We start from the raw sequence: 12903 nt of genomic DNA on the forward strand, positions 1-12903 counted from the left end.
GGAAAAACCTTGTGAAATTTGCTGACTCTGCCGATAGTTGCACCAACCTGAGGTTTGATGAGGGCGATCCGGCGTGAGTGGAAACAGGACTATACCTGCGGTACTGACAGCGCTGATCGTGGTCGTATTGTGGTTGGGCACGGCGCAATCGGCTCTGGCCAGCGACAGTTTCATGGATCCTCAAGGTCCTATTGCGGCGGTCCAAAAAAAACACCTGGTGCGCGCAACCGCGTTGATCCTGATCGCGGTCATTCCGGTTTTGGTTTTGGTCCCCTTGATCGCTCTACGCTATCGGCGCGGCGCGCAAAGCCCGGCTGCCTATCGGCCCAAATGGGATTTCTCGCCCATGCTGGAAACCGCGATGTGGGGTGTGCCGGTGGTGATCGTGGCGCTGCTGTCCTTTTATCTTTGGAAAGCAACCCATCGGCTGGACCCTTACGCGGCCCCGTTCGGCGATGAACCGGCCCTGCGCGTGCAGGTGGTGGGGCTGGATTGGAAATGGCTGTTCATCTACCCCGACCTGGGCATCGCGACGGTGGGTGAGTTCGGGGTACCGACAAAACAACAGGTCGCCCTGACACTGACGACGGACACGGTGATGCAGTCGTTCATGGTTCCAGCCCTGGCCGGGCAGATCTATGCGATGCCGGGAATGACGACCCAATTGCATCTCGTGGCTGATGCCCCCGGACAAATGCAGGGCGAAAACACCCAGTACAACGGGCGCGGCTTCACCAAGCAGAAGTTCCAGACGGTCGCGATGCCGCCGCCGGATTTCGACTCATGGGTCGACCGTGTTCGGCAGAACGGTATCGTTCTGGACCCTTCAACCTACCGGACGTTGGCCATGCGGACGGACCGGGACGAAGTTCAGAACGCGCTTGGCACCGCGCAGATGCCGGACAATGCGCTGTATTTCCGTCTGGATGACGGCGACCTGTTCCACAGCATTCTGGGTCGGTATCACAACGGGCAACCTCTGCCACAGGATCAGCAACCGGGAACCGCTCAATACGGGCAGGAGGACAAGCAATGACATCTGCCGAGTCCGGTTTCTTCGGCCGTCTGAACTGGGATGCCTTCCCCATCGCCGGGCTGATCCAGGATCCCAATACGAATGAAATCGTGGCCAATGCCGCGGCGGGCGTCGTGATCGTCGGTGTGGTCGCGGTTCTGGGGCTGCTCACCTGGTTTCGCCTGTGGGGGCCGCTGTGGCGTGACTGGCTGACCAGCGCGGATCACAAGAAGATCGGCATCATGTATATCGTCTTTGCCATCGTCATGCTGGCGCGCGGCGTTCTGGAAGGCGTCGTGATGCGTGCCCAACAGGCGGCCGGGCCGGGCGAGGGGTTCCTCGAGGCCGAACACTTTGCCGAGCTGTTCAGCACCCACGGCACGATCATGATCTTCTTCGTTGCGGTGCCTTTCGTGTTCGGACTGGCGAATTTCCTTGTCCCGCTGATGATCGGCGCGCGCGACGTGGCCTTTCCGGTGATGAACCAGATCAGCCTCGGTCTGACGGTTTCGGCGGGGATGATGCTGATGGTCAGCCTGGTGGTGGGCGAGTTTTCCACCGGCGGCTGGACGGCCTATCCGCCCTATACCGGCGCGGCCTTCAATCCAGGCGTGGGGCCGGACTATTGGATCTGGGCGATCGTGGTGTCGGGCATTGGCACCACCCTGACGGGGATCAACTTTGCCGTCACGATCTACAAGCTGCGCGCGCCGGGGATGAAATTCATGCGGTTGCCGATGTATTGCTGGACGATCATCTGCAGCTCGATCCTGATCGTGTTCGCCATGCCGCCCCTGGGGGTGGCGGCACTGTTGCTGGCCGCCGACCGGTATCTTGATTTCCATTTCTTCACCAATGACCTGGGCGGCAACATGATGAACTATGCCAACCTGTTCTGGCTGTTCGGCCACCCCGAGGTCTATCTTCTGGTTCTGCCGGCCTATGGCATCTATTCCGAAGTCTTCGCGACTTTCTCGGCCAAGCGGCTCTATGGCTACAACTCGCTGGTGATCGCGACCATGTCGATCGCGGTACTGTCGTTCACCGTCTGGCTGCACCATTTCTTCACCATGGGCCAAAGCGCCCTGATCAATGCGGTGTTCGGCATCGCCACGATGCTGATCGCCATACCCACCGGCGTCAAGGTCTATGACTGGATGGCCACCCTGTATCGCGGCCGCATCCGGTTCTCGGTGCCGATGCTGTACGGGCTGGCCTTTCTGATGTTATTCGTGATCGGGGGGCTCAGCGGGGTGATCCTGGCCAACCCAACCGTTGACTATCAGGTGCACAATACGCTGTTCCTGGTCGCGCATTTCCACAACGTGTTGCTGCCAGGTGTCCTGTTCGGATTGCTTGCGGGCTACAACTACTGGTTTCCCAAGGCGTTCGGCTTCCGCCTGGACGAGGCTTGGGGGCGGATATCGGTCGTGCTGTGGACGGTGGGCTTCATGCTGACCTTCCTGCCGCTGTATTTCGTGGGCCTGATGGGTATGCCGCGCCGCTCCTACAGTTGGGAGGACCCGAGCTTTCACCCCTACATGATCACGGCCGTCATCGGCGCGCTGGTCATTCTGGCGGCCTTGCTGTCGGTCGTCGTGCAGCTGTGGGTCAGCATCCGCAACCGCGAACAGAGCCGCGTATCGGTTGGCGACCCTTGGGACGCCCGCACGCTGGAATGGTCGATCCCGGCCCCGCCGCCGCCTTACAATTTCGCGATCATCCCGCATGTCACGGACCGCGACGATTTTGCCGCCGCGAAAGAGCGTGGCGAGGCCTACCCGCACCCCGACCGGTACGAGGACATCACTATGCCACGCAACACCGGTATCGGTTTCGTGCTCTGCGTGCTCAGCGGTGCGTGGATGTTTGCGCTGGTCTGGTGGATCTGGTGGCTGGCGGCGCTGATGACCGTGATGATGATCCTGTCATTCATCCTGTGGACCTTTCAGACCGATACCGAAGAAGTGGTTTCAGCTGAAGACGTGCGCAGGCAGCACGAGGCCTGGCTGGACTTGGTTCGCAACGCGACCCCTGTGAACCGGGATCACGAAAGTGCGCCAGAAAACACCGGGCTTGCCCGACCGGATCTGGAGGCAGCGACATGAAGCCTGCACCAACCCACAGTTACCCAGGTCTGAACCTTGGGCGGCGTCATGCCAGCGCCCACAAGGCGACCGAAGTGGTGACCTTCGGTTTCTGGGTCTTTCTGATGAGCGACCTGGTCTATTTCGGGCTGATGTTCGGCGTCTACATCACCATGATCGACGCGCAGGCCGGTGGTCCTGGCCCGCACGACTTGTTCGATCTCTACAGCATCTTTGCCCAGACCCTGATCCTGCTGACCAGCAGCCTGACTGTTGGACTTGCCATGCTGGCGCTGAAATACAACCTGCCGCGCGGTCGGATCGTCCTGTGGTTCGGGGTTACGCTGCTGCTTGGGCTGAGTTTTCTGGTCCTCGAAATCCGCGATTTCATGTCGATGGCGGAAAAGGGTGGCATCCCGCAGCGCAGCGGTTTCCTGTCCGCCTTCTACGGGTTGGTGCCTCTGCACGGGCTGCATGTGGCGGCGGGCTGTGTGTGGCTGGTCGTTCTGGGCATTCAACTGCGGGTCATGGGGATGACCGACCTCGTGATTTCGCGCGTGGTGCGGCTGGCACTGTTCTGGCACTTCCTTGATCTGATCTGGATCGGCATCATCACCATCGTGTATTTCGGAGGGCTGACCTATGGATAAACGGTCCGAGATGCACAGGCGCGAGCGGCGCCGGTATGTGATCGGCTATGGCGGCTCGCTGTTGCTGACACTCACCGTGTTTGCGATCGCCTACTGGTTCGGCATCGAGACCAAGGGTGTCTACCTTGCAATTGGGCTGTTGGGTTTGGCGCAGCTAATCGTTCAACTGGTCTATTTCCTGCATATCGACCGTCGCCGCAGCAGCCGCGAAGATCTGGATTTGGTCCTGTTCTCGACGCTGGTTCTGCTGATCATCATTCTTGGAACGGTCTGGATCCTGGGCAATCTGGCCATGCGGATGCACATGCCGGGCATGTAGCGTCCGGCTAGCCCATCACCCACAGTCCCAGCCACAGGGCCAGCCAGCACAGTCCGAGGCTGAGCAGCATGTTTCCACCCGCAAGGACAATCGTCCGCTCGCGCTGCAGTTCAAGAGACTGGTAGGCAAAGCTGGAGAATGTCGTGAACCCTCCGCAAAAGCCGAAAACCAGGCGCTTTTCTTCTTCGGCCATCTCCACGGGCCCGCCCAGGTACCCGATCCAAAGCCCCAACAACAGGCTGCCCAATACGTTCACGACCAGTGTTGAGACCGGCAGGTCGTGGGTGATGGCCCGCGCGACCCAGTGGCGAAGGACTGCTCCCAGTCCGCCGCCCAGCCCAAACACCGCATGCAGATACAGATCGGTCATTCGGCCCGCCCTCCTGAGTGGCGGCGGCGTCCAATTGCCTCGCCCAGAATGGCCGCGCCCAAACCGCAGATGACTTCGGCCGCCAACGGCAAGATGACCGACCAGCCGTCGGTTTCGGCGATCCGTTCCAGTTCGGCGGCAAAGGACGAAAACGTCGACAATCCGCCGCAGAAACCAACGGCCCCGAGGTGCAGAACATGGGCATGCACCCGGCCCCGTATGGCGTAGAGCCATCCCAGAATGAAACAGGCCACGACATTGATGCCGAAGGTCGATGTCAGCAACGGCATCCCCGGGATTTCCAGCGCAAACAGTTCGCGCAGGATCGACCCAGCCGCCCCGCCGACAAAGACGGCGGCGTACATCATGGGCTTCCCCGAAACTGCCGCCTGAGTTTTGGCCAAGGACGCTTCTCCGCCTGTGGGGTTTGGATTTGGATAGCGGCTGTGCCGCCCGGGTTCAACCGCCGCAACTAAGCCACCGCAAATCCGCCCGATGCTTGGGGTGGCCGTACAAAGGCTTGCAATCAAAGGGCAACCTGCCCACGATCTATCGGGACAGGCCCGATGGGGTCGGAACCAGAGGGCAGGTCATGACGTCGAATTCCGTATGCAAGGTATTGCTGGATATTCTCTCGGATGCCGGAGGGCGCCAGATCTTTGGCGTGACGGGCGATGCGCTCAACCCCCTGCTCGAAGCCATGCGCGGGGATGGCCGGTTCGAATGGATTGGAGTCAGGCACGAGGAAAACGCAGCCTATGCAGCCTATGCCCAGGCGCATCTGACCGGCGGGATCGGGATTTGTGCCGGAACTGTCGGTCCCGGAGCGCTTCACCTGATCAATGGGCTGTACAATGCCCGGCGCGAGGGTGCAGGGGTCGTGGCGATCACAGGTCAGGTCGCCCATCGGGAACGCGGGACCGGGTACCACCAGGAAGTCAATCTTGAGAAAGTGTTCGAGGATGTCTGCGGCTATCAGGCCGTAATCAATTCGCCGGACCAGATGCCGCGACTGGCTCAGATCGCCGTGCAACGCGCCTTGATCAACCGCGAGGTCGTGCGGATCGAACTGCCCATCGACGTATCCGAACAGCAGGTGCCCAGCTTGCACCAACTGCACCCGATCCTGAAAACGCCATCAACGCTGATTCCGCCCGAATCCGAAATCGACCGTGCGGCCGAGATCATCAACGCGGACAAGAAAGTCGCCCTTTTCGCCGGCGTGGGATGTCGAGAAGCCAGGGAGAAGGTTCTGGCTCTGTCCCAGCGGCTAAATGCGCCGATCACGCATTCCCTCAAGGGCAAGGACATCTTTGACTATGATGATCCCAACGTGGTCGGGATGACTGGGTTGATCGGCAATCCCGGCGGGTATCATGCAGTGCGCGACTGCGATGTTCTGGTGATGCTGGGAACGGACTTCCCATACGAGTGGTTCCTGCCGGAAAAAGCAAAAATCATCCAGATCGATCGCAACGTAGAACATCTGGGACGCCGCGCGCCCATCGCATCGGGATTGCTGGGGGATGTGGGCGCGACGCTGGATCTGCTTTTGCCTAAGTTGGCAGCGAAGGATGACAGGTCGTTTGCCGATCACCAGGTCAAGCTGTGTACGAAATGGCTTGCGCAGCAAGACCGCGACTCCAGCCTCGAGCGCGACACCGAGCCACTCCACCCGCAGCTGTTCGCGCGGCAGGTCTCCGACCAGGCTGCCGATGACGCGATATTTGCAATGGACATCGGCGAATGCACGGTCTGGGTGGCGCGTCATACCCGGATGAAAGGCGGACGGCGCATGGTGGGGTCGTTCAACCATTCGTCACTGGGGTCCGGGTTGCCTTCGGCGTTGGGAGCCGCCGCACTGGATCCGCAGCGCGAGGTTTGGGCCTTTTGCGGGGACGGCGGCTTTGGCATGTCCATGCAGGATTTCGTGACTGCCGGGCGCTACGAGTGGCCCATCAAGGTGCTGGTCTTCAACAACCAGACGCTCGGCTTCGTGAAGATGGAGATGGAGGTGGCGGGCTATCCGCTGAATCCCGCTGCTACTGACCTGGTGAACCCGGACTTTGCGGAATACGCGAGGGTGTGCGGTGGGGATGGTGTCCGTGTGGAACATGCGGCTGACATCCCCGAGGCCGTCGCGCGGGCCAAAGCCAGCCGAAAGCCATTCATCATCGAAGCCATGGTCACGCCCGGCGAGTTGGTCATGCCTCCGCATATCGATACCAAGATGGCCTGGGGCTTCGGCATGTCGAAACTGAAAGAAGGCATCCTGCTGGCCAAGGGTGAACACGCGCAGTGGGACAACTGGGTCAAGGAACTCAAGGCCGACCTCTGACCGATTGGCCCAAGGGAGAGCAAGATGATCGTACGTCGAATCTATTATGTCGTGACCTATGTGGTTCTGCCTTTGACCGTGGTCTGGGGTTTGTACTGGCCGCCGGCATTCTGGCTGCTGATTTTGCTGGTCCCTTACGCGTTGGTCGGGCTGTACGACATGCTGACCACCAAACACAACGTGCTGAACAACTATCCGGTTCTGGGCCATTTCCGGTATATGCTGGAGTTCGTCAGCCCGGAAATCCGCCAGTATTTCGTGGAAACCAACGAAAGCGGGCGGCCCTTCAACAGGATCATTCGCGCGCTGGTGTATTCACGAGCAAAGGGACAGGTCGACACTCAGGCCTTCGGCACCCAGTACGATATCACCGAAGTCGGGTATCACCGGGCCAACCACTCGCTTGCGCCCAAGGATGTTCCGGAAAGCGAAGAGCGTGTGATGCTTGGCGGTCCTCAGTGTGAAAAGCCCTATCTCGCATCGCGGCTGAACGTCTCAGCGATGAGCTTCGGAGCACTCAGCGCCAACGCAATCCGAGCCCTGAACGGTGGGGCCAAGGATGGTGGTTTTGCACACAACACGGGCGAGGGCGGGCTGTCGCCGCACCATCTTGCCGAAGGCGGCGATATCATCTGGCAGATTGGCACCGGATACTTCGGTTGTCGAACGGCGGAGGGCGGCTTTGACAAGGACAAGTTCGCCCAGAATGCCCAGAAGGATGTCGTGAAGGCGATTGAGATCAAGCTGTCCCAAGGCGCGAAACCGTCCCATGGAGGTGTTCTGCCAGCGGCCAAGGTCGACGAAGAAATCGCGCTTATTCGCGGCGTACCGGTGCATCAAGATGTGATTTCGCCGCCAATTCACTCGGCCTTTGACGGGCCAACGGGATTGATGCATTTCGTGCAGCACCTGCGCGAAATGTCCGGGGGCAAACCCGTCGGTTTCAAGCTGTGCATCGGCAACCGGTCCGAGTTCATGGGGATCTGCAAGGCCATGCTGGAAACGGGCATTCTGCCCGATTTCATCACCGTTGACGGGGCCGAGGGAGGGACCGGCGCTGCGCCTGTGGAATTTACCAACCGTTTGGGCGTACCGTTGAACGAAGGGCTGATCTTCGTGAACAACTGCCTGCGCGGAGTAGGCTTGCGGGACAAGATCCGGGTGATCTGTTCAGGCAAAGTGGCAACCGGCTATGACATGATCGAGAAATTCGCGCTTGGGGCCGACATGTGCAATGCGGCGCGGGCGATGATGTTCGCCGTGGGCTGTATTCAGGCCCTGCAATGCAATACGAACCGCTGCCCGTCGGGCGTGGCAACACAGGATCCCATTCGTGGCCGCGCGGTCAACGTGCCGCAGAAACGCAAACGGGTTCACCGCTTTCATGACGCCACCCTGGAAAGCTTTCGCGAAATACTGGGTGCCATGGGGAAAGAGCGCGTATCTGACCTTGGCCCATCCGATATCTACCGCCGAATTGCCAACGAGCGCGAGTGCTCATATGCGGAACTTTACACCTTAATCGAGCCAGGTGCCTTGTTGAAAGATACAGTGCCGCAGGAATTTGCGGCGGATTGGCAGAAGGCGTCGGCCAGCCATTTCTAGTTTTTTCTCGAATGGTCCAAGGATCCGCTCCTGTCCTGCGTCTGAATAGTCAGAATGAGCAAACTGACCTCGGATGAAGAATTAGCCCATGGGGCCGCCAACGGGGACGCGGAAGCGTTCGCGACGCTGCTTGGACGGCATTATGACCGCGTGTTCCGGCTGGCCTTTCGGCTGACCGGCAGCGCCGAGGTCGCCGAAGATCTGACGCAGGACATATGTGCAGCCTTGCCCGCAAAAATTGTCGGGTTTCGAGCGAATGCAAAGTTCACGACCTGGCTGTATCGGGTCGTCTGCAACGCGGCACACGATGCGCGGCGTCGAACGGCCAGCCGAAACCGGGCAGCAATCGGCTGGGGCGATGTGGAAAAGATGCGGCGCGCTGAAGCCGTCGAGGCGGCCGAGGCCCTGTCATGGCTGCAAAGGGCCATGCAGAGCTTGCCCGAAGATCTGCGTCAGACACTGGCGCTGACGCTGGATGAAGAAATGACCCATGCACAGGCCGCCGACGTGCTGGGCGTGTCCGAGGGCACGGTCTCATGGCGCCTGTCCGAAGCCCGAAAGCGCCTGCGCGCGATCAAACAAGAGGAGCTTGCCCAATGAGTGATGAGCTCGATGATCTGAAAACACTGATGGATGCCGCAACGCCTGCAGCGGATGAAAAGCGGCGGGCCGTCAATCTGGAACTGGCCAGAAAAAACTTTGCTGATCTCCAAGGATCCCGACCCGGTACGCGTCCCAATGTCAAGCGAGGCCCGTTGGCCCGCGTGACAGAAGGAACCAAAGCCATGTTGAATGCAATTTCGACCCGCGGCGCGCTGGCCGCCACAACAGCCATCGCTGCCGTGACGCTGATCATGATCGTGCCGCAGACACGGGACGGTGTGCTGTCCCCGAGTTTCGATACCGAGACCCGGGTAATCGGCCAGCCGCAGGCGGTTCGGCCATCCGGACAATCAGACGCTGAAACGGCTGAGATGGTTCTTGAGGAACCCGTTGTCGAAGCGCCGATAGTTGTGGAAGAAGCGCGGGAACCTCTAGCAAAACGCAGCCTTCTCTCGCAAGGCCACCTCGCTGACAGCACAGTGGCCCCTTCGGTTTCGAGTGACGCTTTTCGTCCGCCAGCGCGACCCGAGCAGTCGTCCGAAGAATTTGCAAACGCCGAAACCAACTCACTCAAGGTCACTGCGGAAGAACCGGTTTCGACGTTTTCGATTGATGTCGACACCGCATCTTACGCCATCGTCAGGTCCTCGCTTCTGGCTGGTCACTTGCCCCCGCGTGACGCGGTGCGGATTGAAGAAATGGTAAACTACTTTCCCTACACCTATCCGGCGCCGGACGGCGCGGTGCCGTTTCAGCCAAGCATCACGGTCATGCCCAGCCCATGGAATCCCGGTACTCGGCTGGTCCATATCGGCATTCAGGGAACGCTTCCGGTGATCGAAGAGCGCCCGGCGCTCAATCTTGTCTTTCTCATCGACACCTCAGGTTCGATGCAGGACGCCAACAAGTTGCCCTTGTTGAAACAGTCCCTGCGCCTGATGTTGCCCGAGTTGCGACCCGAGGATCAGGTATCGATCGTGACCTATGCAGGCAGTGCGGGCCAGGTTCTGGAGCCGACATCCGCAGCCGACCAGGCCAAGATCCTACGGGCGCTCGAACAATTGGACGCGGGCGGATCCACAGCGGGACAAGCCGGGCTTCAGCAAGCCTATCAGGTGGCTGAAAACATGGCCGCCGAGGGCGAGGTGACGCGGGTCATTCTGGCCACGGACGGGGATTTCAACGTCGGTCTGTCCGATCCTGAAGCTCTGAAGGAGTTTATCTCTGACAAGCGCGACAGCGGAACATATCTGAGCGTTTTGGGTTTCGGGCGCGGTAACCTTGATGACGCTACGATGCAGGCCCTGGCCCAGAACGGAAACGGACAGGCGGCTTACATCGACACGCTGAGCGAGGCCCGAAAAGTGCTGGTTGACCAACTGACCGGTGCGCTGTTTCCGATTGCCAACGACGTCAAGATTCAGGTCGAATTCAACCCTGCCCAAATCGCCGAGTACCGCCTGATCGGGTACGAAACTCGCGCTTTGCGCCGCGAGGACTTTTCGAATGACACTGTTGATGCGGGCGACATAGGTGCAGGCCACAGCGTGACCGCGATCTACGAAGTCACGCCGGTCGGCTCCAACGCAATTCGCAATGCACCGCTACGGTATGGAAACACCGCCCCTGCTTCGGGCAGTAATGAAATCGGCTATTTTAAGCTGCGGTACAAAACACCCGGCGACACGCGCAGCCAGTTGATCGAGCAACCGATCTTGGACGGGCAGGGCCGCCAGACGGATGACGTGAGGTTTTCGGTCGCGATTGCAGGTTTCGGCCAGCTGTTGCGCGGCGGCACTTACCTGTCCGACTGGAGCTATGATGATGCAATTGCGATGGGCAACACGGCCCGTGGGACCGATCCTTTCGGGTACCGGGCCGAAGCCGTGGCCCTGATGCGTTTGGCGCAATCCCTGTCAAAATAAAGGGCGGGCAATCCGCGTCAGTTCAACGACGGGCGCGGATTGTTGGCGGCGTGCGAATGGATCTTCCGCACGCTCCACTCAACCGCGTCGCGCATGGTTTTGCCCAAGGCGGTGTCAAAAGCGGCAACAAGATCCGGCGTTTCGTCGCTGGTCGAGACAACGGCTTCCTGAAACGAGCTTGAAGCGATGATCTTGTCTTCGAACTCGTCGATGATCTTGATGTTCATTCGCACTTCGATCTTTACGGTTTTCGAGTTTTCGGTTTCTCCGACGACAATCCCCTGGAACTCGCGCAGGTCCGGAACGATGACGTAGTCGGCGCGCAGGCCGACCGTCGAACGGCCCACGGCGGCGACGCGACCGCTGTTTTCAAAGCTTTCGACCATCAACGCCTGAACGATCAAAGGTGCTCGGTCCACCCAACGCGCGCGCGGCAGATACTGGACCTGCAGGGGCGTTGGCTGCACGGCAATCTGGTCGGTATTGACCGCAGCGGTTGCAGTGGGTTCCTGGATGACGATCTGTTTCTGCACCCGAGGCAAAGACTGCGAGAACGTACTCTTGGGGGTCAGCAGATACAGGTCGTTCGGTTTCGAGGCCTGTTTCAACGTGCCCAGACCGGCACATCCGCCCAGCGTCGTGATAGCAAGGGTCAGAAGAAGGGACCTGATCATTGACGGAACTCCGATGCTTGGGTGCCCAGAAGGAAACGCGCGGGGTCGCGCTCGACCTTGTCGACAAGACGGTCCAGACTGATGACAAGGCGTTGGGATTCTTCCACGAAACGAACGAATTGTGGCAGTCCGACCCGCAGGAAGTCCGAAACCTGCCGGCGGTTTTGTTGAACGATGCCGTCGATGGTTCCCAACAGGTCCGATGCCGATTGCGACGCGCTCAGAACGTCCGCTGAAATCTGGTCGATCTTGTCGGTCACGTTCGTTACCGTTTCGGCCACTTTGGTGGCGGCGTTTCGGATGTCGGCAACAACCTGTGCAACGTCTTCGTCTATCACGCGATTGGCCGAGTCGAACGCGCGTTCTGCGGATGCCAGAGTTCCTTTCGCCGTATCCATGGCCGAGGTCACCGAGTCGAGCGTTTGGTTGGCGTTGGCAAACGTGTTGTTTACGGTTGCCATGGTGACCGCGGCTTCATCCGACAACCCGATCAGGCGGTCCGCGAGTTGCGACCCGCGCTCGATGAAGGGGCGAACGTCGTCTTCGATGACCTTGTTGGCCGTGGCCAGCGTCTGGTTCGCGCTGTCCAGTGCGGTTTTGGCCGATTCCGAGGCCGTTTTGATGCTGTTCAGCGTATCAGTTCCGGTGGTCAGCGTGGTTTCTGCAGTATCGGCCAACTGATCCAGGCGTTTGGTGAAGGCCCCGATGTCCTTTGCCGCGCCGCCCAGATCGCTGGACAGGGATTCAAAATCGTTCAGGGTCTTGTCCAGCCGGCCCGAGGCCGAAGCCAGGTTGTCGAGGATGTCCGACACGGCCTTGCGATTGTTGTCATCCACCACCGCGTTCAGGTTTTCCAGCAAGGTCACCGCCTCGTCCAGGACCTTGGGTGCGCCTTCGAACAGGGATTGGATGGCGCTGCGCTTGCTTTTGATGACACTGTTCTGCGGCAGCCGTTCGGCATCGGGCGACCCGCCCGACAGCTCGACATAGCTGACGCCGGTCACCCCCAGCGACTGCAACTGCGCGATCGTGTCCGTGGTCACCGGAATGTCTGCATCAACCTCAAGCCGGACCCTTACTTTGGATGGGTCATCGTCATCCAGGTCCAGCGAAATGACCTGTCCCACGGGCAGGCCGTTATAGCTGACGCCACCGGCGGCTGACAGGCCCGACACGTTGTCGAACAGCACGTCATAGTACGCGTATTGGCGCGTGACTTCGAACTTGGCCAGCCACAGGAAGAAGCCGAACGCGCTCAGGATGCCCGCCAGTGTAAACGCGCCGATCAGGATATAGTTCGCCCGGGTTTCCATCGCC

12 protein-coding genes are annotated in these 12903 nt (G+C 60.0%); 8 read left to right on the forward strand and 4 right to left on the reverse strand.

Annotation, left to right across the window (positions count from 1 at the left end; genetic code table 11):
* Positions 1 to 73 precede the first annotated feature (73 nt).
* The 4 genes from ACR0FC_RS14270 to ACR0FC_RS14285 are packed head-to-tail and all read left to right on the forward strand — an operon-like array spanning position 74 to position 4071.
* Positions 74 to 1036 (forward strand): cytochrome ubiquinol oxidase subunit II, encoded by a 963-nt coding sequence (locus ACR0FC_RS14270; RefSeq protein WP_367646362.1) that lies wholly within the window; start codon positions 74 to 76, stop codon positions 1034 to 1036.
* Complete coding sequence (locus ACR0FC_RS14275; protein ID WP_170341889.1) at positions 1033 to 3123, forward strand: cbb3-type cytochrome c oxidase subunit I; 2091 nt, start codon at positions 1033 to 1035, stop codon at positions 3121 to 3123. The genes ACR0FC_RS14270 and ACR0FC_RS14275 overlap by 4 nt, the downstream gene beginning before the upstream one ends.
* A complete protein-coding gene (locus ACR0FC_RS14280) occupies positions 3120 to 3752 on the forward strand; it encodes a cytochrome c oxidase subunit 3 (RefSeq protein WP_170341891.1) in 633 nt (210 codons plus the stop codon). Before ACR0FC_RS14275 ends, ACR0FC_RS14280 begins: the two co-directional genes overlap by 4 nt.
* Entirely contained in the window at positions 3745 to 4071 is a 327-nt protein-coding gene (locus ACR0FC_RS14285; protein WP_244952445.1) for a cytochrome o ubiquinol oxidase subunit IV, read from the forward strand. The genes ACR0FC_RS14280 and ACR0FC_RS14285 overlap by 8 nt, the downstream gene beginning before the upstream one ends.
* Before the next feature lie 7 nt (positions 4072 to 4078).
* Here the strand turns inward: ACR0FC_RS14285 and ACR0FC_RS14290 are convergent, their stop codons facing one another.
* On the reverse strand, positions 4079 to 4441 hold the full coding sequence (locus ACR0FC_RS14290) for a fluoride efflux transporter FluC (protein WP_170341893.1): 363 nt from the start codon (positions 4439 to 4441) through the stop codon (positions 4079 to 4081).
* On the reverse strand, positions 4438 to 4809 hold the full coding sequence (locus tag ACR0FC_RS14295; RefSeq protein ID WP_254429382.1) for a fluoride efflux transporter FluC: 372 nt from the start codon (positions 4807 to 4809) through the stop codon (positions 4438 to 4440). Before ACR0FC_RS14295 ends, ACR0FC_RS14290 begins: the two co-directional genes overlap by 4 nt.
* 224 nt (positions 4810 to 5033) lie before the next feature.
* On the opposite strand from ACR0FC_RS14295, the gene ACR0FC_RS14300 reads away from it, so the two are divergent.
* The 4 genes from ACR0FC_RS14300 to ACR0FC_RS14315 are packed head-to-tail and all read left to right on the forward strand — an operon-like array spanning position 5034 to position 10912.
* Entirely contained in the window at positions 5034 to 6779 is a 1746-nt protein-coding gene (locus ACR0FC_RS14300; protein ID WP_170341895.1) for a thiamine pyrophosphate-dependent enzyme, read from the forward strand.
* 24 nt (positions 6780 to 6803) lie between these two features.
* Positions 6804 to 8384 carry an FMN-binding glutamate synthase family protein gene (locus ACR0FC_RS14305; protein ID WP_170341897.1) on the forward strand — a complete coding sequence of 527 codons (1581 nt, stop codon included), beginning with the start codon at positions 6804 to 6806 and terminating at the stop codon, positions 8382 to 8384.
* Between the two features lie 54 nt (positions 8385 to 8438).
* Positions 8439 to 8984 carry an RNA polymerase sigma factor gene (locus tag ACR0FC_RS14310; protein WP_170341899.1) on the forward strand — a complete coding sequence of 182 codons (546 nt, stop codon included), beginning with the start codon at positions 8439 to 8441 and terminating at the stop codon, positions 8982 to 8984.
* Positions 8981 to 10912: a vWA domain-containing protein gene (locus ACR0FC_RS14315; RefSeq protein WP_170341901.1), complete on the forward strand. Its 1932-nt coding sequence runs from the start codon at positions 8981 to 8983 to the stop codon at positions 10910 to 10912. Before ACR0FC_RS14310 ends, ACR0FC_RS14315 begins: the two co-directional genes overlap by 4 nt.
* A gap of 17 nt (positions 10913 to 10929) precedes the next feature.
* Here ACR0FC_RS14315 and ACR0FC_RS14320 read toward each other — a convergent pair whose 3' ends face one another.
* Together ACR0FC_RS14320 and ACR0FC_RS14325 are read right to left on the reverse strand one after the other, a co-directional pair.
* Complete coding sequence (locus ACR0FC_RS14320) at positions 10930 to 11586, reverse strand: ABC-type transport auxiliary lipoprotein family protein (protein ID WP_170341903.1); 657 nt, start codon at positions 11584 to 11586, stop codon at positions 10930 to 10932.
* Positions 11583 to 12899, reverse strand: coding sequence for an MlaD family protein (locus tag ACR0FC_RS14325; protein WP_170341905.1), 1317 nt, complete (start codon positions 12897 to 12899; stop codon positions 11583 to 11585). The genes ACR0FC_RS14320 and ACR0FC_RS14325 overlap by 4 nt, the downstream gene beginning before the upstream one ends.
* Positions 12900 to 12903 lie beyond the last annotated feature (4 nt).

This window comes from Ruegeria sp. BB9, assembly GCF_056539345.1.